Source organism: Myroides sp. DW712, assembly GCF_046557355.1.
GTDB lineage: Bacteria > Bacteroidota > Bacteroidia > Flavobacteriales > Flavobacteriaceae > Flavobacterium.
In genome coordinates, this window is the sequence record NZ_JBKFDO010000006.1 from 105305 (window position 1) to 127471 (window position 22167).

Sequence of the window (22167 nt, forward strand, 5' to 3'; positions counted from 1 at the left end):
TATGTATAATGATGAAATTAATAAGCTTGCCAACCTAATAAAAAGTAGCTTACAGATAAGAAATGAAAGACATAGAGAAAAAGAAGTAATTGAAGCGGAAAATCTTTGGAACGCGTCAGTATTTCTCTCTAAAGTTTTGCATAAAGCGTCCTATGATTTTTCGTTTACTAAATCGGATTTCGATATATTCAAAGTTGAATTTGAAAAAAATAAGGGTACAAAGATTGATGATAGTTCCTTATTTGAAAGATATTGGTTACGGGAGATTTTAGGACAAATTAAAATCTCAGCTGCCATAAGATCATTCTGCTATACATTTGACGAAATCCTAAATTTTAAAGAAGAGCTTAAATTTATTTGTAAACTTCAAGAAGATAATAAACCCGAGCGTTTTGAATCTAAAAAGAAGTTTTCAAGGGAGTTCTTATTGGATCAGATTGCAGAATATGAAAAAGCAAATAGCCTATCAATTAATATAAAAGGGGTATTATTTAATAGATGGTCTAGTGAAAAAGATAATGAAATAGGATTTTCGGATATGGAATCATATTTCAAGCCGTATTTGGAATATTGGGATGATTTTATATTTCTGAATGCACTTAGAAAAAACTTAAGCAATGACGATGATATAAAAATCAAAATAAATGATTTTATAGAAATCCATTCCGCTCATATAAGCACTTTCTCAAAAACACCTACTATTAAGCAATTAATAAGTCAAAAATTATTAATTGAAGATGAAGATGATTATCGCATTGAATTTTACAATCCCGAACCTAGATATTGGTCAGGTTTAGAGAATAAGATATCTGCTTATCTCTGGCAATTATTACTTGACGATTCGACATTTCAAGATGATAGTGAAAGACTTGTTAATTGGGCTTATAAAGTTCACTATTGGGAAAGTTGGCCAAATCCATATCAACACTTAACCTCTTCATCTTCTAAACGATTATTAGATGCTTCGTTCACTTGTATTATAGATGAGAAGGATTTAGAAGGATGTGATGATGAGTTCAAAAAAGTAAAACTAGAAGGAGAACATCGAAATGAGATTTTTATTCTTTCCGAAAGAGGTCTGAAAAGGGACAATGAATTTTCTTTAAACAATGATGATTTATTTCAAGTTCTTAATAGTTTAGAATCATGGGAAGACAGAGCAAGCAGAACTTATTTATATGATCAATCAACAAGAAGTGAAATTAGTTTTTTAATTTATTTGGTAGTTGTGCAAGATGAGAAATATCATAGGATTGAAAATAAATCAGATGAGGATGATTATAAAATAGAACATTGCAAGAGAATAAAAGATTTACTAAGAGCGGGTATAAATAAACCCTATTTAGTTTGGAAAGTTTCCCGTGTGATAAGATACCATAGACCTGAAGTCATTCCACATTTACTTTTTGAGAAAGATATTTGTTCTATGTGTTTTATAATATTAGATCAGCTAGAATATAATGCTGAACACAGGGACTATTTTGAAAGCAAAATATGGAAAGAATCTATTTCATTTACCTTGAAACAGTTAATTAAGGAGAATGCGTCTAAACAAGAAATAGCCACATTAATCTTTAATCTATATCAGGTTATAAATAAGGATAAATATAGAATTTACAATTATCAGAATAACCCTAAGAATGCTGATAATTTGAATAACAGGGAATACGAATATTTAGCATTGCTGGAGAATTATAAAATCAATTCAGCAAGATTATCTTCGTATAATCAAGATTATCTTCTACCATATATTTATGAAGAATTGTCTGACTTATTCAGAAATCTCAAAATAAAGTCTAAATACAATAACGGAACCATTCGGTTCCCGATGTTACAATGGGATGGACTCATTTGGTTATTGAAAATTTCAACATATTGGAAGTTTAAGAATGATTTTACAAAATCAGGTATAGAAATAGAAAAACTCATAAATGAGTTTTATAAATCTTACTTAGAGATCATAGAAAAGAAAGAAATAACAAAATATAATTTCTTTGATGATAAAGATGAGGTTGGAATTCCTTTGTGGAGTGAAAAAATAGAAACCGTTGGTTTTTTAGAGTGGCTATATCCTGTTTATTTTATATCAAAAGAAGGAAAATTAAATTCATTTCTTTCTCCACGAATCGAAATTGATAAAAGTAAAGGCAAATATGATAAAGAAAATAGCTTTGGTGTACAAAAGTTAAGAACACATATTGGTGTATTATTACAAGTATTGAGAAAAATTATTGAAACACCAACTCCTTATGGTTTTGAAGAAGACAAAATTCTAGAAATAAAGAGAAGAATAGAAGGTCAAATTGTTGATTATATTTCTCAATATTCAAATTATGATCCTGAAGATAAATCTATTGATTTATTTGGCTACAGTGAAGAGCGTCAATTTCACAATACAGATAAGGAAGCGTTAATGCCCCAACTGTTTAGAGCAATCAACTGGTTTTCGGATAAAGAGAAGGTTGTTAATTTAATAGTAAATAATGGAGACTTAACCAAAATTCTTGAACTGCTAGAAAGCAGTACATCGGAAGGAGCGAAGAAACTGTTGTTAGAAAAAATAAAGAACATTAATATTAGAGAGTTCTTAGAAAATTTTAGCTGGATTCCCGAGATTGAAAATGTTTTATTGAAAATTTCTCGTTACCCAGAGCTAATAGAGCAGGCGGAAGAAGCTGTAAAATATTGGGAAGAAAAAGTTTTGCAACGCAGAAAAGAACTTAATTACAAAGAGCTATTATTTACTACTAAATTATTACTAGCTTATTTTAAAAATGATCTATCAGCTATTAATACTATAGAAGCTCCTGGAAAGGATAATTTTTATGATTCCAGAAAATTACCTTATTCCGTATATAAGCGTTTCTATACAGCGTTAATACATATTCAATCAGAGCCCGAGAAAGCCTACAATATCTTTAATGAATTAGTTAAACATTATCCCGATTACTATTCATTTGCTTTAAATAGAATGGTCGCCAAAGTAAATTGGGCTGAAAAGGAAAGTAAGATTGACTTCTATAGAGAGGCTTATGAAGAATGGAAAGAATATCGAGGAGTGTATGATGATTCAAGTTTTGACTTAAAAGATAAAACAGAGTCTTTATCTGTCTTGGACTTATTGAATAGATTGGAAAAGTTTGATGAGTTTGAAAAAGTTTTTCAAAATTTAGAGTTGCCAATAAGAATGTATCCAAATATTCTTAAACTTAAAATTGAGAACCTTGTTAGACAAAAGAAACTTGATGAAGCATTAATATTGAAAGAAACAGCTTATAAATATCATCAATCTTCTTCTGAAACACCATTTGAATTTCTTGCAGAAATTGATAGTTTGATCAGTGGCATTGATAATATTGATGAGTTAAAGTCTTTTTATCACAAAATCTTTTCAAGCACCCCAAATAAGTTAGTACAGATTATTCCTGATGACATAAACGATAAAGAAAAACTAGATGAATTTATCGTAAAGGAGATTGTTATTGCATCCAATAAAATGCTTGAAAAAGTAAAATCAATTTCAGACATTAAGAGTGAAGATAAGTACAATGATATCCTAGAAATAGTTTTGGACTCAAGATTGAATCATTTAGGATGGCATATTGGAGAGCAATCACGTGGTGGTTTTTCTGCTCCTAAAGATGGAAAAGAAAGCTACCAGCCTGGAGAAAGAGATTTGCCTGTTATGGATAAAAACAAGCAGATAATACAACTATGTGAAGCTTTTATTTATAGAGGTGTTACGACAGCTAGAGAACATATTTTAAAAGTATTGAACTACTATCATAAAAGAGATTCTATAACAATTATGGTTTATGATATTGGAGAAATTAAAGGAAAATCATTTGATGATAATTGGAGTAAATATTATGATGATATTACTAAAATTCAATATCCTATAGGTTATGAATTCGATAAAATAGAGGACGTAACGAATAATTTTAATTCAAAACTCTCGGCAATAAAAATTGCTAATACCATTCATAAATCAGGTACAGTAATTCATCATATTTTCATAAATGTTAATTATAAAGTAGCTATTAAATAGCCATTGTTGAGCGCATATATATACAAAATCATCTTTTCAATTTTTGTTCTTTACTTGAATTTCGATTTTTCACATCATGGTTTTTAGCAACATTGCATTGGATTGAAACGTCTTTCAATTGATTTAGTCGCCTTAAATCTTCTAAAAAGGAGTTCGAGTTTTGTATCTCCGACTCCACAGAAATAAAAGCCTAACTGTTGATAATTAAATAGTTAGGCTTTTTTTATGCTCGAATTTGTACGTTTTTTGTACGCTTTTATTTTTGAAATACTTTTACATCTTTATTCGAATACTGTTTTTTATTTACTTTTTGTATAAAAACCATGGTTTTTAACAAGTTTTCATGTTATGAGATATGAATCAAATAAGTTAAAAAAATACTTATACAATAAAAGTGATTTTGAGGCTATTTTTACCTTAATCTTAAGATTTAGAACAAGGTGCTATTTTTGTCAGTAAGAGTGAATAATAAAAAAAAAACCTGTAAACTAAGGTCTACAGGTTTATATTTCTAATTTTTTATTTCATCAACCACATCACCCCATTAATATCATCTCCAAGGGTAAACTGTCTTTCAATTGCTTTAGACAAGTTGTCATTATTGCTAATTACTTCCGAGTTTGGATACATCCATCTATGTGGTATTTTACCTTGATTTAATACTCCTCCTCCATCTACATTAAACGTTGGAAAACCAGTACGTCTATGATCATAGAACGTATTCCAGCCTGTATTCATAAATGAAGCAATATGTTTCTGAGTTAAGATGAGTTCCAAGTCATTCTTCCCGTCCAAAGCAACTCCTTTACTCACTAAATAATCTGTCGGCATATCGGTTTTAAAAAAAGCAAATGAGCTCTCAATTCCCTTATTGTAATAGGTCGCTGGGTCATTGGGCAACCATCCACGCTGTGCAGCTTCAGCTAAGATAAAATTCAATTCAAAATAACTGATTAAACTACTGGGTTCATTAATTGGATCATTATAGTATCTATCATTAATTCTTGAGGCCTCTCCTGCTACTGCCTTTTTCACATTCTCACTCAATACACCACTTCCTTTTAAACCTCCATAATTCTCGAAATTAGTTCTTTCATCATCTTGCCTTTTATTTTTTAAGGCAGCAAATCTGAACAAACGCGAATCTTTGAGTTCCTGTAGCTTACTAACAAAAGATTCTTCTAAATAATAAGCCGTTTGCATTGAATTACTATTAAACGTTGGATACTGATTCGTCTTACTATCCACAAAGTATAAAAAGGCAGAGTCTTGATTGTTTTCAAAAATAGGATACTTCGTTGGGTTAGTTACAATCTTCTGAAAATGCTCTACTACTTTAAGATCGCTATCGCCCGTCTTATTAGATAAATTAATCAATACTCTTAGTGCATAGGTATTCACTAATTTTCTCCATTTTAAGCGATCGCCTTTGTATAGGATATCCCCTTTAATTGGATCATTATTTTCAGCTAATAACTCATTTGCACGTTCCAAATCTTTTAGTATCTGCACAAAAATCTCTTTTTGTGTATCATACTTTGGTTTTGTAATCCCTTGTTCAACTTGTAATGCTTCTGTATAAGGAACATCACCAAAAACCAAGGTAGTCTGAAAAATAAAATGTGAATTAAAGAATAAGGCTAAAATAGTATAAACCTCTTGTTCATACTTTGCAGCTTCTTCTTGCATTTTTTTTATTTGTTTCAGCTTGTAATAATTATCAAAGTCCGCGCGTTGCCAATTGTAATACTGACTATTGCTTACCCCATCAGTATTTGTTAATTGTCTACTTGCCAATGCATTATCAGTAGATATATTCTGGGTAGCATCAATAATAATAGTAGTTAATAACAGATCCGGTGTAACACTTTGCACTCTGTTTGGATCCTCTTGTAGGTTATCTATCTTTTCGCAACTCACAACTACTGTGGCTAAACTAAGAATTCCTATCAGTGGTAAAAATAATCTTTTCATTAGTTAAAACTTAGCGTTAATATTAAATCCTATACTTCTCATTGTAGGGGTCTGTAAAGCATCTTTTCCTGAATCTGGATCTATATTTTTAATTTTCGATGCCATCCACAAATTCGTCCCAATAAGAGAGAAACTCATGCTACTAAATGCTGTTTTTTCCAATAGCTTAGGTTGTAGTTGATAGGTTAAAGAGAGATCTCTTAATTTGATAAAATCTTGTTTGTAGTAGTGATAATTTTTTTCTGCATTATTACTTGTGGTCTGCATAAATGCATTGTAATTTACAGCTACATCATTTGCTTCAAATACGCGGGTATCACTCACAATATTTCCATTACTATCATATTCTACTTGTCCAGATACAACCTTTACTCCTTTTGCTATATACGTATTCAAGCCATTGTTAGCATCGTCTCTAAACTGATTTACTGTACCTGGATCTACACCACCCCACCACATTTTCTGATTGGTTTGCGAAAACATCATACCTCCTATTCGACCATCAAAAGTAAAGCTGAGTACAACGTTTTTATATTTCAATGTATTGGTTAATCCAAAGGTCCAATCAGCATCTGAGTGACCAATAAAGCGACTATATGGATCAGCTACAGGATATCCATTTTCATAAATTACATTTCCTTCTTTATCATATTGGTACTTGGTAATATACATTCCATCAACACGATCTCCTTTTTTAATGTATTTATCTGTTTGTGTACGTCCTTCTGCTAATTCAGTTAGATATTTTCTATACGTACTTAGATTTATTGCTGCATTCCATTCGAAATTCTCGTTCTTAATTGGAGAACCCTCCAAGACAATTTCTAATCCTTTTCTCTTAAACTCATCTCCATTTATTAGATTGTTTTCATACCCTGTTCCCAAAGACAAAGGCATATATATAAGGTTGTTGAAATCTTTGGTTTGATAATAAGCGATATCAAAACTAAAGCGATTTTTAAAGAATCTCATATAGGTACCTATTTCCCAAGTATCTGAAGTTTCTGGTTTCAAATTACTAGACAGCAAAGAGTTTCCAAAGTAAGTAGAAGGAATACCGTCCCAAGTTGTACCTTGTTCATACCCCTGAATGTGATTATAAGGATTACTACCTATGCGACCTTCAGACACGCGAGCCCAAGACCCTCTTATTTTCGCAAAATCAATCCAAGAAGGCATTGACACTATATTTGATACAACGATAGAGGAAGCTACAGAGGGATAAAAGAAAGAATTAGCAGCAGTGGGCAAAGTAGAAACTTTATCATTACGCCCTGTTAAAGACAAAAAGTACGTTTGATCAAATGCTAAATCCACAAATCCATAAAAACTATTGATTCCCTCTTTTTCTTCTCTATTAGATGAAATAATAGTTGGACCAGCATTATTAGCTAGATTGTAATATCCTGCAATATTTAAACCATCTGTTGCACTGGTAAGTTTATTCCAATTTCTTCTGTATCGAGAATAAGCAATCTCTCCTGTAAGGCGTAATCTACTTAAAATATCACGATCTACTCTAAACCCAAAGTCAGTTGTTATATCAAAATAATTCTCTCCTTCAATTGTATAATTACCTCTTGATTTAGCTCCATATCCAATATAACTCTTAGGCTCTTTATATGTTCTATCCAATCCATAGTAATTAATTCCTCCTATAGATTTAAAACTAATGCCAGGAGCAAACTCATAATTGAGATTAAAATTACCAAATAAGTTATTTTTATTATATCCTCTCAAATATTCGTAGGCTTGAAAATAAGGATTGTTATAATAGGATATATTGTAATGTCTTTGCTGCACTCCCTCTTGTCCTGGCCTCCAGTAGTCCTTCAAATCTCGAATATCCACATCTGTTCCCGTCCACAACAACAGATTGTACAAATAATTCGTCGGGCCATATCCAACTTCTGGGAAATTATCTGTAAACTGTCTGTTATAAGTGAGGTTAGATGAAATAGTAAACTTATCTGTTGGGGTTAGGCTACCTCCAAGAGCAAAGGAAGTATTATTTAAATCCGTATTGGGAACAATCCCCTTTTGATATTGATTAGACAGTGAAATTCGGAAACTTGCTTTATTACTACCCCAATCAATACTTACATTATTGGATTGAATTAATCCTGTTCGGAAAAAGTTTTCTACGTTATTTTTTCCTCTTGATAAAAACGGTAAAGGAATTAGCTGTCCTGTTGCAGGATCTATCTCGCTATTGTATTGAGGCGTTTCGAAATAACCACTTGCTGTAGAGGGGTCTACTTGATCAAGTTTTGGTCCCCATATCCAGCCTCCTCCTTCTGTACCTCCTCCTGTACCATCTATATAGGCGTATTTTCCTTGATTTCCATTTCCATAAGTTGTTTGTCTATTTGGCACTCTTAAAAAAGACGTTTGAAACATGGTAGAATTATTCACCGATACTGTTAATCGGCCTTCTTTTCCTTTTTTTGTGGTAATCATTATGGCTCCACTTCGTCCTACTGATCCATATAGTGCAGAAGCAGTGGCCCCTTTTAAAACACTTATATTTTCAATATCATCTGAATTAACACGCCAAATATCAGCTGTTCGATCTGGAATACCATCAATTACAATCAACGGTTTTGCTCCCCTTAAACTCACATCAGGATTTTGAAACAAATCTCCCGAATTCTTTATATTGAGTCCTGCAACCTTTCCTGTTAAAGAACTTATTGCATTACTCTCTTTTACCTTCTCTAAATTTTTCCCATCAAAATCTTGAACAGCATAGCCAAGTGCTTGCTTTTCTTTCTTGATTCCTAAGGCCGTAATTACAACCTCTCCAAGTCCTTGGCTTTCGGAATGTAAAGCAATTGTAAATACAGTTTGAACACCTACTTTTACTACAACATTTTGATAGCCAATATAACTAAACTCTAATTCACTGTGATCTAATGTAACAATAGAAAAGTTTCCATCAACATCTGTCATTGTACCTTCTGACGTTCCTTTGATAGCAACGGTTACTCCAATCAATGCTTCTCCTGTTGTTTGATCTTTTACAACACCCGTTCGCTGTACTTGCCCTATCATTATACTTGGTAGTATAAGACAAAGTAATAAAACAATATTTTTCATCTCTCTACTAATTACATGATCCAAGTATTCAACTGACCTACCGAAGATTTCAAATACACCTTATAGAATTCTCCTGATTGATTCTTTAACTTTTTTGTCCACTTTTTATCCTTGAGGTTTACTTTCCCTAATAAAACAAAAGTATCTTCGCCCCCTTGCTTTTTATTATTGGAAGAGGCTCCCCAAATTTCTGCCGTTTCTTTCTCATCCAATTGACTGGCTTCCCAAGTCAAGGTTAAGGTATTGTGTGCTATTTCCCCCTTTAGATTAGCAATTCTCACTGCATCAAACATAGAATTGCCATCCCACTCTCTTTCTACTTCTATCGGAGCTTTTAACCCCAAATGAGCGATGACTGACGGGGCGATATCAACAATTGAAGGCATGAAATTATTGGTCTTATTTTTCCAATCTTTTTGATTAGATAAGATCCAAATGCTGCGTTCTCTATCGGATTGTCCACCATGTCCTTTTCCATCACTTGCTGTACGTCCGTGATCTGTAGTAACTACAAACAACCAATCTTCGTTAAACTCTTTTTCTCTTTGTAGGACGGATTCATATATTTTTCCAATTAATGCATCTTCATACGTAATTGCATCATACAATTGCTCTCCATCTCCATAGCGATGTCCCATATCATCTGTGTATTGCAAATACACCCAGGACATATCTGGTCCGTGCTTTAAAATATATTCAGAAGCACGGTGAGCAATAGCACCGTCAATCTCTTTAATATACTCGCTATTATCGTCATGGGGATATCTTTGTTTGTCTATTTCAAATCCATCAAAAGCATAATCTACTTGCACCCTATTTGTTTCTTCTAAACCTTCACCTATTAACTTTGTGCGATTATCTAACCAAGTAGAAAAAACAGCTGTCTTTAAAGAAGGCTGAAGTTGTTTTGTTAATTGGAAAAGCGTAGGGTAATTATAGTTTGGAGCATCAATATTATTATCTGGCACATTGTGTTTATTTACCCAAGTTCCTGTCAATAAACTATTATATCCTACTGCGGATATTGTAGGAGTCTGAGAATAGGTCCCTTTTCCTCCACCTATATAGGCAGGTAATAAACTTCCTTTTTCTGCTATCTTATCCATAGAAGGAGTAGCTGTTTTTGCAAGCATATCGTATGCTATTCCATCTACAATAATAAATACAACCTTTTTTGAAGGTGTTTCTTTTGCCATTATTTGTCCAGTCAAAAGCAAAGCAAAACAGACTAAAAGCTGTTTGAAATAAAAATTGTTCATTTGGTTTGATTTATTTTTATTCAAAAGTAGATACATTGCACTCCAAACCCTTTAACTAAACATTATCAATGATTTAACTAATTACCATGACAATATCACCCCAACATTAACTAAAGATAGCTTTCGCTTTAACTTAACCTATACAGCGATAAACTAAAACAATTAGTAGTTACTCCTGCCTTTTGGGTAGCGGCTACCTTAACTTCTAAATTCTTTTGATTTATAGTTTTATCGCGAATTGTTACTGAAGAATAAGGGCTCTATCCATAATAACCTAAATTAATTTAAAGTATGGAAAATCTACCCACTTTAGTAGGTTCGACATCTACACTCTTTATATATCTGGTTCAATTAATTATGGAAAACTTGGAATGCGCAAAATTGCAGTGCTCTTTCAACAATTATTTGGCATTACATGCTTAGATATCCATCATGCTTCTCATCGGATGAAAGCAAGATTTAAATCAAAAACCTATTATCTGGATAAACTAAAAGAAGGCTTGGAAGAGTATAAAATAAAGAATATTGAAATCATTTTGTTTATTTTCAATGTTTTTTAATTAGTAGTAAAGTAACATGAGTAAATGAGACTAATTTTTATTACAAAACACAGCTCCAAAATGAAACGTGATATTAATAATATAACTCTACCCAAGGATTCAAGAAATACACAATTAGAAATAATTTCTAAAGACTACTTTAGACTGTTATTTGATTCTAAAAGATCTTGTAGGCTCCTCTTGGATATAGAAAAGAAATTCCTGCCATGATGAACTATTTTAAGATTAATAATAATTTTGTTATTATTAAATAACTAGGTCCATCAAGGATGACGTAAATATTGGTAACAATACTAATAAAGCAAAAAGCACACAGTGCAATAAGAGACCTTTTGATGCCAGATGTTTAAAATATTACCAAAAAAATCAATGTTATATTGAATTAAAGCAAATCTAACAGCCATATCAATTTAACATCGGGTTAAAAGCCTAAATTTTACAGTAAAACTTGTACGCTTTTTGTACGCTGAGTGAAAATTATCTAAAACTAAGAGATCATCATATAAAATATAAAAATCTGTAAATCAATGTATTGAACAACTTGTTTTCGCTTAATTAGAGATAATGTGGAGTCTAATCATTTCGGCGAACCCACAAAAATAAAAGCCTAACTATTGATAATTAAATAGTTAGACTTTTTTTATACTCAGATTTGTACGCTTTTTGTACGCTTTTATTTTTGAGATACTTTTACATCCTAATGTAAATACAGTTTTATGTTATGAGATTTGAATTAAATAAGTTAAAATAAAAATGATATTTGGGGTTATTTCCGCTTAAAAGATAGCTTTAATTATTACTTATCTTTGAATAACCTCGCCTTTCTCATTTAACATGTTGAACAACGGCTGACCAAGACTATCGACAGAAATAATAATACGCGGTTTTTCATCGGGTCCATTGATAACAAGACTAGAATTACCATTCTCCGTGAACAAATTAATTCTGTTAATGTTACTACCAACTTTTCCTGATAAATCCTTGTCATTTATAACAATACCTGAACGATACGTTTTTGAATCACTAGCCTGCTGTGTTATTATACCAATGGCATCGGCATTGTCATAATCCAAAGCCAAGGCATAGGTATGGGTTTCTGGATTTTTTGACAAGGCGATTCCTCCGCATTCATCTCCTTTTTCATTATAAAAAACAATACCTGCAGGATTCAAAACTCGCTTATATTTTTTGCCCTTGATAATGGGTGGTTCCATACGCTCTTCATTAGATAGTACAATTCTATTTACACCGTTGTCGTCTACAATATTAATTCGCTTTACCGTAATTTCTTCAAAATTTTCCTTTAAGGTGCTAAAAGAATATAAAAGCATAAGGAAGGCTACTGTTATTGCTCCTGCGTAAAAACCTAGAGCCAATTGTGATATTTTTTTCATGTGATTTAGATTACTTAATCAAACTTAACAAACATTGGTTTAAAATTAAAGGGCGTATAACCGATTTTTTTATAAAATATTGATCTATACTATCATAAAAGATCTCTTTATGATTTATCTTACTCGTAAACAATTGCTCCTCTTTTAACTTTATCTCCTGGGTAAGAATCGTAAAAACAAGATTAATTCCATATCCTTCAAATTCTTTCATTCCTGTAGCAGCAGTAAAATGTAATTTTGTTGCTTTATAATTAAAATCTATTTCACTTTATCTATCAAGAGCATAGAAACAAGAAAGCTTGCTTTGTTTGTCATTCCTGATGATGCAAACAAAGCAAGCAGTCTCTCATTTTCAGATTCGGTGAGTCTGAAAACATGTCTGTATTTTTTTAGAATTAGATTTTGGTTTTCTTCCGCCTTTGATTTTAGTGGTCGTTTGCATGACATCTTATTTTGATTTGTGTCAAAATAAGAAATTCTAATACTGCTAAACCTTCATTGGCTCTAAGTGGTTGTATTGGGAATTTTATAGCGAACTATAATTTGAATCTATTTTGTCACAGATACCCAGTCAACAAAATCACATAAGCCAATTAGTTCTTCTTGTTTTAATCGAACTACGGTATTAGCACTACCTCCAGCAGGATAAAGCTCCTGATGCTTTTTTATAGATGCATCAAAATAAATTCTAGTTGATTCTTTTACCTTAAAAGGGCAGACTCCTCCTACTTGATGCCCTACTAGTTCTTCTACATCTTCATATTTAAGCATCTTGGCTTTGATACCAAAAGTGTCTTTAAATGTTTTATTATCTATTTTACTATTTCCTGAAGCGACGACAAGAATAGCAGTTCCCTCTTCTGGGGCATAAAGTGTTATACTCTTTGCTATTTGGTCACTATCACAACCAATCGCAATTGCAGCTTCTCCTACAGTAGCTGTACTCTCCTTAAATTCAATAAAACGATCTGCAAAGCCCTTGCTTTTTAGATAGTCTTTCACTTTTAAATGGTTCATATTCATTCGTATTGGTTTTTAAAAATAAGAATTATAATACAATGGACAAGTTTTAATTGTGAAGACAGGTAAAACGCGGGCTAAATCTTAGTATTTAAGCGAGTAATAAGTATTTTATTCATGCTATGGAGCACGTATTGAATCAGAACTAAAAAACATGGAGAATGGTCCAGATTTAGCTCATTTGATTAAGAAGAAATAGATTCAATTAAATAATAGAATCTAATTCTATTATTCGTACTGTTACTTCTGTTTTTTAATCTTATTTAATGTTTCTTCAATCATTTCCATGCGTCTTTTCACTTTATCAGCGGAAGCATCTAACGTATATCCTTCCTCCATTAACTCCTTAATTAACAACATCTTCTTGATATTCTCGTAATTATATCGTCTGTTTTTTCCTTCTTCTTCCGTTAAACTTGTAATAATTCCCTTTTCTTCCCAATACCTAATTTGACGAGTGGGAATCCCTGTAATTTGAGCAACTTCCCCTATTCCAACCACGAGTTTATCTAAGAAATCGAAGTCAAAAGATAAATCCGCACTATCCTTGCTTTCTTTCATTTTGTAATTTATTTACAATTAATGTTGTAAATATAAAATATAAGTCCTTCATTTGCAATTGTAATTTATTTACAATTAAAGTAAATTTTAAACATTAAATGTATGATACGAACATTTTCTATTTTAGTACTTATAGGAACCTCTTTTAAAACAGCTAGTATGTCTGCACAAAACGCTCCTTTACCCCATCCCAAAAACGAACTTATTCGCTTAGTGGAACAAACCTTTGCTCAAGGAGCCTTAAATAAATTGGATATAGAGCAAATGAGAAAAGGATTTCATCCTGATTTTTCAATTCTTATTCCCAAAGGAAATGAAATCATCAAACTCCCTTTAAACCAATGGATTGAAATTGTTCAAGCCTATAAAGACTCCCCAGAGAAAGTACAGTCAGGAATACGAAATCTATGCTACACCATCGAGGTACTAGACCTTACGGACCGTACAGCTGTAGTTAAAACTGAATTTTATAGAAGTGAACAGTTACTGATCACCGACTATTTATCCTACATCAAATTTGGCGATTCCTGGATGGCAGTATCTAAAGTCTCTAAAGAATATAGTATTAACCCTTTACATCTTGATTTATAATGAAAAAAGCATTTTTATTACTCTTAAATTTATTGTTTATGAACACGATTTTCGCTCAAACTCAGTCTAAGTCAGCTTTGATTTTAATTGAAACACAAAACGAATGGATGCATCCCGAGGGGAAGCTCAATAAAGCGCTTATCCAAGACACTCAACTGATGCAAAACTCCATAACAAACATTGAAAAAGTACTTTCTTGTGCAAGAGAAAACAATATGGAGGTGATTCACGTCGGACTTCGATTTAAGAAAGGATATCCAGAAATGGGAAAAGCAGAAGCTGGACTTCGAAAAGCGATTCCAAATGCAGGAACCTTTCAGGAAAATGAATTTGGATCGGCTTTCTTTGAAACAGTCAAACCGTTAGCGCATGAATTTATTGTAACTGGGCGTACAGGCGCCAGCGGATTTACGGGTTCTAACTTAGATGTATACTTACGAAACAACAAAATTGACACCCTTTACCTTGTTGGTTATGCAACACATGTGTGCATTGAAAGCACCTTTAGGGATGCACATGAAAAAGGATATAACACTTTTGTCCTCTCAGATGCTACTGCCGCTTTTAATCAAATACAACAGGCCTATTTTTTGAATGAAATTGTCCATCACTTTGGCCAGCAATTAACTACGGATGGATTTTGCCACTTAAACTTTTAAGAAAAGTCCTTATTTTTTGACTAATATTGATAAAACACATCATACTTGGTGTGTTTTTATTTTTTAATCCCTACATCTATTTAACTAAATACATAGCTTATAATCCTTTTTTTCCTTCTAGCCAATATCCTTGCGAACAAATTCTTCCTGCCTTCTTGGCTTTTAAGGTTTTTCTTATTTGCTGTATACTATTGACATTACCCGTGAGAATAAAATTGGCGTTTACCCAATTCGGATCTTGAAGAAATGATAAGCTTTCAATCCAGGTAGGCGCTGTAAATGCCTTGGTTTTTGGTACGATGGTATAGTTTTCTAATCCCAAGGCCTGGGGAACTTCAAAATTATACGGGTGTAATTCAAAATAAAAATGAAAACGATGCTTATTTTGTTTGAAAAGAGGCAATAAGAAACAAGCCAATCCCAAAGAGGTTTCATCTCCAAAAAACAGTTGTTCTTCGACAAAAGATTCATAGAGTTTTTTACCTCGGGGCAATGTAATGAATAGTTCATCACCGATTTTCAACGTAGCGAGAAGTTCACTTCCAACACCGTGCCCGTGAAGATTAAAAATCATATCAAATGTGCTCTCTTCTAAATTGTAAGCCGCTACGGTGTAATTTCTAAATTCGGTATCGTTGATTCGAATAACATTCGCATAGCCTGCTTGAAAATTCCATTTGGAAATATCTCCTTTAAATCGAATTTGTTTAATTGCTGTACTTACATAGGTTATTTCTATAATCTTCATATTGGGACGTAGTGCATTTCCAAAAATGCTACTCACCCATTTTGGTAGGGTTGAAATCATGATATTACGTTGTTTATTCGCTCTTTATTTTATAAAAGCAAAGCAACAACAGATTCCTTTTTTACCCAATACTAAACAAATGTAAGTATTGGACTATTCGCTGTTTTTATTTCGAAAAGCTACTGCACTTACCCCTACTACCTTTTTAAACAAGCGGGTAAAATACGGATAATCTTCATAACCTAAAGCAAAGGCAATCTCCTTTACGGTTTGATTAGAATAGCGAAGCATGCGTTTGGCTTGTAGAACAATACGCTGTTGAATATGAAAAGAAACAGCATGTCCAGTTGTGTTTTTTATGCATTCGTTTAAATAGGCAACAGATAAATTTTGCTGCTCCGCATAGTATGTTGGACTTTTATGTTTTTCAAATTGTTCTTCTAATTTGGCTTTAAAGGCTTTGGTTACAATCTCATAACGAGAAGATTTAATTTCTTGTTTGATTTCCTTAAAATAAGCCGAAAGTACCAAACCAATAAAGGCATTACATCCATTTTTTAAGAAGGAAAAATAGAATTTCTCGTTTTTGTGTTCAGCAAATTGAGTACACAATCGTAAGGTTTCTACTAAAAGCACTATGTCTTGTGATTCTATTTGCAGGGGAATAAATGGAATGTGGTCCTGTAAAACAGACAGATAGTTTTCTTGTATATGTTCTGTATCGATAACCAGAAAGCGAATCCTAGCCTCATGAAAGGAAAGTAGGTGGTGAACCTGTCCAGGATGAATATAAATAATAGTTCCTTGTTGAAGGGTATAGCGCACAAAATCAACTTCAATACAAGCCTCTCCATGCTCTAATACAATAAAAAAATGATGATCATCCCGATGAGGTTGAGCAATACCTTCGTTCTTAGCTTCCAGTTCTACATTTAATGCTTGCAGTTCTTCTGTTGAAGCAGAGCCCAAGTGAATTCCATCAAAAAAAGCGTGTAATATAGGATTTAAGGGAATGTGGTTGGTTCTTTTGGACATGGTTCGTGTATTCAAAATGGAGTACTAAGGTATAACTTTTGTCTGATGAAAGTTATGTTTTTAGAACGAGTGAATCATTTTCTGATGTGTATATACAAAAGAAGTTATCTGAATTAAATAACATGAACTAGGCTGTAAATGAGTGCATCATACTTGTGAAAAATATAAATAGTACCAAACCGATAATTTGCCAAAGTAAAGAAGGTGATTTATAATTTTCTATTTCATATTTGCTCGGATAAAGGCCAACAAGTATTTTAATTTTATGCCAATCCCAGACTAATAATAGAATCCCAGCGAGCAACATAAGCATAGTAATAACCCATGTAAGCTTAAAGTTCATACTTATTGTGATTATGAAAATATTGCAAATAATTCCACAATAAAGTACGGCTCCTAAAGTAGCAAATCTTTGAGTAAACAGTAAAAAAGCAGTAAAGACTTGGCAAAACCCAAGAAAATTCCAATATAAAGTGGCTTGATATAATCCTTCAAAAAAATAGCCTACTGGATCATCCGTACTTATAGCAGTAAAACGGCGATTCAGTAACTTGGTTAAGCCTGAAGGGATAAAAGCAAATCCAACTAAAAAGCGAATGCCAATAATAAGGGCTTCTGCCATTTTACTCTGTCTTAATTTCCTGTATACCATAAAATTGCTATTTCTTTCTAATCATTTATAATCCTAATGAGTCGAATAAAACTTTATTTGTTACAAATACACTTCTCCGTAAATAATATGGATTTTACGGGGGAATATATTGTGTAATGCCAGCTCCATTCCAATAAAATAAGGCTCCAATTTATTTTTTAAGTGTCCACATCAACGCTTGCTTTTTAGTCGCTCTAAATATAGTTGTATGTTTTTCATTGGGCTCATCAGCATATTTCCACTTTAAAGTTTCAGTTTCATTGTCTGCTAAAATAATGGCTAACTCATTTGTATAGGGTGCAATATCAGCAGCATTCGATCCAGTAAACCAAAGCTTTCTTTTTATGGAGCTATTCTTGTCTAAACTGGCTTTTGCGGTTCTAACCAAATACTGATTATTCCACCATAGTGAAGGATCAAAGGCAATATAATTCGCAAACATCTCTGGTTCAACAAAAAAGGTCTCCATTACAAACAAACCTGAGGCAGACTCTCCTAGTATCGTCTTTTCTTCTTTGGTTCTGTATCTCTTATCGATTTCCTTAAATAATTCTTCTTTTATAAATGCTCTAAAATGATTAGAACCACCTACTTCTGGTGCAATTTCTTTATCTTTTGCAACAGCTGTAAATCCAGTCAAGTCTCTTCTTCTTTGTGTATTTTCAATTCCAACTAAGATAACAGCAGGAATTTTTTGTTCAGTTATTAGCTCTTCAAGTGTATTGGCTATATGAGGAAAATCTTCCCCTATCCCTCCGTCAGCCATATAGATCACAGGCAAGGAATCAGGGGTAGTACTATACTCTTTTGGGGTCCATACGTTAATAATCCTTTCCTCTTTTAATTGATTTGACTGTAACTTAAAAGTATCATGTATAGGTACTATGTCCTGTGTTGTGGCTTTATTACCACAGCTTATTATCCAAGTGGCACAGCATAACCCCAATAAAATCATAATTTTTTGTTTCATTTTAGCGTGTTTTTTAATTTTAAAAAAGTGTTTCAATAAAAAATGGTAGTACCTCTCATTCTTTACTATAAAAATACATTTTTATAGTAAAGATTAGCAATAAAAATTGAAGCATAATAAACACAACCACCAAAGCAGTCGAGGATACGACAGAATATCCAGTACGCTATTAGAGTCACAATGAAATTGTATTAGAGGCCAACCGAATGCTTTAATATACCGAACAAAGTGTCAAATAAGTAAGTGAAAAAAATAGTCGGAAGACTCATCCTCCGACTATTCAAGCGAAAATCCGCTCACTTAATTAACTAAACATCCTTTAACTAGGCAAATTATTTATTCTATTTGGTTCCTGTAAAATCTACATCGGCATTAATGACCATAGGTCCCCAAGCGCTATTTGCAGTAAAGTTTAACTGCATCAAGTAACTAGTGCCATTTTTTGTAATAGTTCCCTCTACATCGATAGTTGAATACACCCCTAAAACACTAAAACCGTCTTCTTGTGTTCCTTGAAAATGAATTGTATTTCCACTTTCTACATACGGGATATCCTCCATCTCAATTTCAATATTTGCAGGCATTTTCCCTACTTTAAAGGGTTCAATAGTCAAACCAATTGTTCGAGCGGTTTCATCTACCGTAAAGGTAATACTCTTATTTTGCACATCAGCATAATCACCAGGCTGTGATCCTGCTAGCATACTGTTTATCACGTAGGTACCCGTGTATATTCCCGCATAATCACCAGCGGCAAACGTCGCATAACGACTGCTATTTGGTGCCGTTTGTTGATTAAACAAATCGTGAAAAAATGTTTTGTTTTCTACCTCTTGATTTAACGGCTGATCTTGGTTATCCTCTGTGCTACAAGAACTAAAGATTAATACGCCTAAGAACAGAGATAAAGTGGTAATAAATTTAAAATTTTTCATACTATTATTGTTTTATAAAGGTTAAGAATGATATTTTTTGTTTAGTTACGCTTTTATTTACTTCCAACAGTAAGGGTAAGTTTTAATCCTTGATTAAAATGAATATCTATTTCTGTCAGTCTAAGATTAGCATACTGGTAATTATCCCCAAGCCAATCTGACGAACGCCACAAACCAGTTAATATCGCTCCTTCACTTGTTTGACCATCGACAATTACCTTGGCGGTTCTCGGTGTTTTACATTGTAAAAGCTTGGTGTGAATGGGTGTTTTCCAAGTTTGATAAATGGGGGGATCAGGGTTAAATAGAAAATCTATATCGCCTTCAAAATCAACAGTGTACTCTTTTCCATTTAACTCAAAACTGATGGGATTTAGTTTACCTCTAGTCTGATTCGGGTTGTTCAGATCATAGCTAAAGCTCAAGGGAATAGCTAGATCTATACTGTTATTTTCTGCATCCGTGAAGGTCGCATTGAATGATTGATTCGAAAAATTAAACATTTTATATCGCACTTTATCAATCTGTCGATGCATATCATAATAGTTGTCCAAAAGTGCTAAATACTGATCAACTGGGTGGGCATCATACGGTTGATCAGGAGAGATTGAAGTTACGCTCATCAACTTAAAGTTGATATCCATAAAAATTTCATTCGTATCGGGATTATAATACCCATTTACTTCTGCACTAGGGCTTGAATCGTATTGAATTCGATCGCCTTGTTCATTGTAGATGTAGGATCCAGCGGTCGCTTTTGTACTGCGACTACCAAAATAAATCCAATTCTTTTTTTCAGGATAGGCATCCACATACCTATTTATGATATCCAGTTTTCCACTAATAGTAGCAGCTAATGGCATATTGCCAAATTGAAATTCGGGCATTTCAAAATAAAGTTTATTGGGTTCGTTACTATTATAATCAAACTTAAACTTCACTGGCATCCCCTTCTCTCCTACTGTTCTTTCTCCATTAGAACGAAAAGCTCGGGTATACATAATAACCTCTTTGTTTTTAAATTTCTGTTCAAAAAGATTTTCTTTCTCTTTTTCTAACTCCACTTCAGATTCCGAGGTGCTACAGCCACCAAGCAATACGAATAGGGAAAAAAGAAAGGTAAAATAGATTGTTTGTTTCATACTATATTGTCCTTATAAAATAGTTCCATCTTTGTCCATCTTTTGGGTATTCACCCATTTTCCTTTTGCATTTGGCCCACAATAAAAAAATGCTGCACTGGGGGTTGAAGCTTCTACTTTATGCATTAATTCGATACTTTTTTCTTTGTGAGTCGTAAGCATGCTTTGATCAAAAGAGAGTTTGATTTCATGTTCAACTGCTGTTAATGTTTTAGGAAATTGTACGTTCCACACTGGTAATCCTCTAAAAGAAGAAGTTCCCCAAAGTGAGTTTAAATGTGAAAAATCCGCTTTTTGTAATTTGGGTAAATACAAAAGTTTGATTTGTCCCCACTGCATATCGGATAATTTGCTCTTTGGTACAATAATTTCTTCTAAATCCAAACAATTGGAGATTACTATATCTGACATTGTTAAGGCTCCACCTACAAACCAATCTGCACTACTACTTAAATCAAGGGTTTTAAAACCAGACATAAATTCTAATTTTAGTCGCTTCAAAGAAGTACTAGTAATCTTAATTCCTTTGGCTATATTAAAATTTCGCATCCATAACCAAGTAACGCCATTATCTGGAATTTTTAAATAGCGAATACTTGTATTCTTCGCTTGATGGTTATTGTTTAGATCCACCCAACTAGCTCCGTAATCTTTGTGTTGTAAGACATATTGTATGCCCTCGTAATTTTCAATCTTACTCGTTTTGTACTTATCATCGGTCTCTTCTAGATACAGATAGGTATTGTCATACGAATCAGGATCCTTGGTTTCATCATAATTAGGATCTTTATTCTTCTTCAAACTAATATACTCTCCCAAGTGAAACTCAGCTGTATTTTCTGGGATTCGCAAAGGAGTTGCGATATCTAACAAATCACCAGAACCAGGAAACAAAGAAGGAAAAGTTTCCTTCATATAATCCCTCAAAATCGGATCAGGAATCGCTCTTTGTGTGGTATATTTTTTTAATTCTCCCTGAACAAGCATCTGCATATCTACCGTTCCCTTATCCACAGCTTCTTTATTTGTCTTATAAAAATCCAAAACCTCTTCCATATTAAATTTTGCACTCTCAGGTAAGTACAATTTATTGAAAGTCAATAGTTTCAGATTGAAAAACTCATATAACTCATTCCCTTGCAATTGGATTCCAGTCAGTGTAGGAGGTAAAACAGCAAAGTCAAATTCAGTATCTAGGTTGTTATCCGCTAGGTTTATTTCCTTCAAATTTTTAAAGGCTTTAATTCCTTCTAGGTCACTGATTTGTTGAGAAGAAAGGTTTAGTTCTTGCGTATCTTTTACTTTTTGATCGATTTTGATGGCATTACCTTCAAACGTATACCCTAATGACTTAAGGGCTACAATTAGATTATTGTCTTTTATTTCTACAGTTTCAACAGCTTCATTATCTGGTTCGCGCTCTTTTTTAGTATTATCGTCAGAAGAACAAGATATAAACTGCACCATTAAAAGTAAAATAGCTGTAAAGCTTACCATTTTTTGATTCATAATTATCGTGT

Annotated in this window: 17 protein-coding genes and 1 pseudogene; 4 read left to right on the forward strand and 14 right to left on the reverse strand. The window is 32.9% G+C overall.

Annotated features, from left to right (window positions below; all coding sequences use genetic code 11):
* Position 1: 1 nt before the first annotated feature.
* Entirely contained in the window at positions 2 to 4048 is a 4047-nt protein-coding gene (locus ACLJX0_RS06655; RefSeq protein WP_410879342.1) for a hypothetical protein, read from the forward strand.
* Positions 4049 to 4567: 519 nt separating this feature from the next.
* On the opposite strand, the gene ACLJX0_RS06660 is transcribed toward ACLJX0_RS06655, so the two are convergent.
* The 3 genes from ACLJX0_RS06660 to ACLJX0_RS06670 are packed head-to-tail and all read right to left on the reverse strand — an operon-like array spanning position 4568 to position 10380.
* On the reverse strand, positions 4568 to 6022 hold the full coding sequence (locus ACLJX0_RS06660) for a SusD/RagB family nutrient-binding outer membrane lipoprotein (RefSeq protein WP_410879343.1): 1455 nt from the start codon (positions 6020 to 6022) through the stop codon (positions 4568 to 4570).
* 3 nt (positions 6023 to 6025) lie between these two features.
* Positions 6026 to 9076, reverse strand: a complete 3051-nt coding sequence (locus ACLJX0_RS06665; RefSeq protein ID WP_410879344.1) for a SusC/RagA family TonB-linked outer membrane protein — start codon at positions 9074 to 9076, stop codon at positions 6026 to 6028.
* Between the two features lie 56 nt (positions 9077 to 9132).
* The gene (locus ACLJX0_RS06670; RefSeq protein ID WP_410879345.1) at positions 9133 to 10380 is read right to left on the reverse strand and encodes an alkaline phosphatase family protein; all 1248 of its coding nucleotides are present in this window, start codon (positions 10378 to 10380) and stop codon (positions 9133 to 9135) included.
* 323 nt (positions 10381 to 10703) lie between these two features.
* Here ACLJX0_RS06670 and ACLJX0_RS06675 point away from each other — a divergent pair.
* Positions 10704 to 10940 (forward strand): annotated as a pseudogene (locus ACLJX0_RS06675) (RteC domain-containing protein); the annotation flags it as partial.
* An 800-nt stretch (positions 10941 to 11740) separates the two neighbouring features.
* Here ACLJX0_RS06675 and ACLJX0_RS06680 read toward each other — a convergent pair.
* From ACLJX0_RS06680 to ACLJX0_RS06695, 4 genes are all read right to left on the reverse strand, one after another.
* The gene (locus tag ACLJX0_RS06680) at positions 11741 to 12334 is read right to left on the reverse strand and encodes a hypothetical protein (protein WP_410879346.1); all 594 of its coding nucleotides are present in this window, start codon (positions 12332 to 12334) and stop codon (positions 11741 to 11743) included.
* A 258-nt stretch (positions 12335 to 12592) separates the two neighbouring features.
* On the reverse strand, positions 12593 to 12781 hold the full coding sequence (locus ACLJX0_RS06685; RefSeq protein WP_410879347.1) for a hypothetical protein: 189 nt from the start codon (positions 12779 to 12781) through the stop codon (positions 12593 to 12595).
* 102 nt (positions 12782 to 12883) lie between these two features.
* Complete coding sequence (locus tag ACLJX0_RS06690; RefSeq protein ID WP_410879419.1) at positions 12884 to 13351, reverse strand: YbaK/EbsC family protein; 468 nt, start codon at positions 13349 to 13351, stop codon at positions 12884 to 12886.
* Positions 13352 to 13594: 243 nt separating this feature from the next.
* Complete coding sequence (locus ACLJX0_RS06695; protein ID WP_410879348.1) at positions 13595 to 13915, reverse strand: MerR family transcriptional regulator; 321 nt, start codon at positions 13913 to 13915, stop codon at positions 13595 to 13597.
* 102 nt (positions 13916 to 14017) lie between these two features.
* Here ACLJX0_RS06695 and ACLJX0_RS06700 point away from each other — a divergent pair, with 102 nt between their 5' ends.
* The gene (locus tag ACLJX0_RS06700) at positions 14018 to 14506 is read left to right on the forward strand and encodes a nuclear transport factor 2 family protein (protein WP_410879349.1); all 489 of its coding nucleotides are present in this window, start codon (positions 14018 to 14020) and stop codon (positions 14504 to 14506) included.
* Positions 14507 to 14544: 38 nt separating this feature from the next.
* On the forward strand, positions 14545 to 15165 hold the full coding sequence (locus tag ACLJX0_RS06705; RefSeq protein ID WP_410879350.1) for an isochorismatase family cysteine hydrolase: 621 nt from the start codon (positions 14545 to 14547) through the stop codon (positions 15163 to 15165).
* A gap of 97 nt (positions 15166 to 15262) precedes the next feature.
* On the opposite strand, the gene ACLJX0_RS06710 is transcribed toward ACLJX0_RS06705, so the two are convergent.
* The 7 genes from ACLJX0_RS06710 to ACLJX0_RS06740 form a co-directional block, all read right to left on the reverse strand.
* On the reverse strand, positions 15263 to 15973 hold the full coding sequence (locus ACLJX0_RS06710; protein WP_410879351.1) for a siderophore-interacting protein: 711 nt from the start codon (positions 15971 to 15973) through the stop codon (positions 15263 to 15265).
* 93 nt (positions 15974 to 16066) lie between these two features.
* Entirely contained in the window at positions 16067 to 16948 is an 882-nt protein-coding gene (locus tag ACLJX0_RS06715) for a helix-turn-helix domain-containing protein (RefSeq protein ID WP_410879352.1), read from the reverse strand.
* A 127-nt stretch (positions 16949 to 17075) separates the two neighbouring features.
* Positions 17076 to 17570, reverse strand: coding sequence for a DoxX family membrane protein (locus tag ACLJX0_RS06720; protein WP_410879353.1), 495 nt, complete (start codon positions 17568 to 17570; stop codon positions 17076 to 17078).
* A gap of 181 nt (positions 17571 to 17751) precedes the next feature.
* Positions 17752 to 18570: an alpha/beta hydrolase gene (locus ACLJX0_RS06725; protein ID WP_410879354.1), complete on the reverse strand. Its 819-nt coding sequence runs from the start codon at positions 18568 to 18570 to the stop codon at positions 17752 to 17754.
* A gap of 341 nt (positions 18571 to 18911) precedes the next feature.
* Entirely contained in the window at positions 18912 to 19505 is a 594-nt protein-coding gene (locus ACLJX0_RS06730; RefSeq protein WP_410879355.1) for a calycin-like domain-containing protein, read from the reverse strand.
* Between the two features lie 53 nt (positions 19506 to 19558).
* Positions 19559 to 20647, reverse strand: coding sequence for a DUF4903 family protein (locus tag ACLJX0_RS06735; protein WP_410879356.1), 1089 nt, complete (start codon positions 20645 to 20647; stop codon positions 19559 to 19561).
* 12 nt (positions 20648 to 20659) lie between these two features.
* Positions 20660 to 22156 (reverse strand): leucine-rich repeat domain-containing protein, encoded by a 1497-nt coding sequence (locus ACLJX0_RS06740; protein ID WP_410879357.1) that lies wholly within the window; start codon positions 22154 to 22156, stop codon positions 20660 to 20662.
* Between the last annotated feature and the right edge of the window lie 11 nt (positions 22157 to 22167).

Coding starts and splice junctions, on each gene's coding strand:
- ACLJX0_RS06665 (WP_410879344.1), bottom strand. CDS start 9,076: ATGATAGGGCAAGTACAGCGAACGGGTGTTGTAAAAGATCAAACAACA.
- ACLJX0_RS06660 (WP_410879343.1), bottom strand. CDS start 6,022: ATGAAAAGATTATTTTTACCACTGATAGGAATTCTTAGTTTAGCCACA.
- ACLJX0_RS06740 (WP_410879357.1), bottom strand. CDS start 22,156: ATGAATCAAAAAATGGTAAGCTTTACAGCTATTTTACTTTTAATGGTG.
- ACLJX0_RS06700 (WP_410879349.1), top strand. CDS start 14,018: ATGATACGAACATTTTCTATTTTAGTACTTATAGGAACCTCTTTTAAA.
- ACLJX0_RS06705 (WP_410879350.1), top strand. CDS start 14,545: ATGAACACGATTTTCGCTCAAACTCAGTCTAAGTCAGCTTTGATTTTA.
- ACLJX0_RS06725 (WP_410879354.1), bottom strand. CDS start 18,570: ATGAAACAAAAAATTATGATTTTATTGGGGTTATGCTGTGCCACTTGG.
- ACLJX0_RS06680 (WP_410879346.1), bottom strand. CDS start 12,334: ATGAAAAAAATATCACAATTGGCTCTAGGTTTTTACGCAGGAGCAATA.
- ACLJX0_RS06715 (WP_410879352.1), bottom strand. CDS start 16,948: ATGTCCAAAAGAACCAACCACATTCCCTTAAATCCTATATTACACGCT.
- ACLJX0_RS06735 (WP_410879356.1), bottom strand. CDS start 20,647: ATGAAACAAACAATCTATTTTACCTTTCTTTTTTCCCTATTCGTATTG.
- ACLJX0_RS06655 (WP_410879342.1), top strand. CDS start 2: ATGTATAATGATGAAATTAATAAGCTTGCCAACCTAATAAAAAGTAGC.
- ACLJX0_RS06710 (WP_410879351.1), bottom strand. CDS start 15,973: ATGATTTCAACCCTACCAAAATGGGTGAGTAGCATTTTTGGAAATGCA.
- ACLJX0_RS06720 (WP_410879353.1), bottom strand. CDS start 17,570: ATGGCAGAAGCCCTTATTATTGGCATTCGCTTTTTAGTTGGATTTGCT.
- ACLJX0_RS06695 (WP_410879348.1), bottom strand. CDS start 13,915: ATGAAAGAAAGCAAGGATAGTGCGGATTTATCTTTTGACTTCGATTTC.
- ACLJX0_RS06670 (WP_410879345.1), bottom strand. CDS start 10,380: ATGAACAATTTTTATTTCAAACAGCTTTTAGTCTGTTTTGCTTTGCTT.
- ACLJX0_RS06690 (WP_410879419.1), bottom strand. CDS start 13,351: ATGAACCATTTAAAAGTGAAAGACTATCTAAAAAGCAAGGGCTTTGCA.
- ACLJX0_RS06730 (WP_410879355.1), bottom strand. CDS start 19,505: ATGAAAAATTTTAAATTTATTACCACTTTATCTCTGTTCTTAGGCGTA.
- ACLJX0_RS06685 (WP_410879347.1), bottom strand. CDS start 12,781: ATGTCATGCAAACGACCACTAAAATCAAAGGCGGAAGAAAACCAAAAT.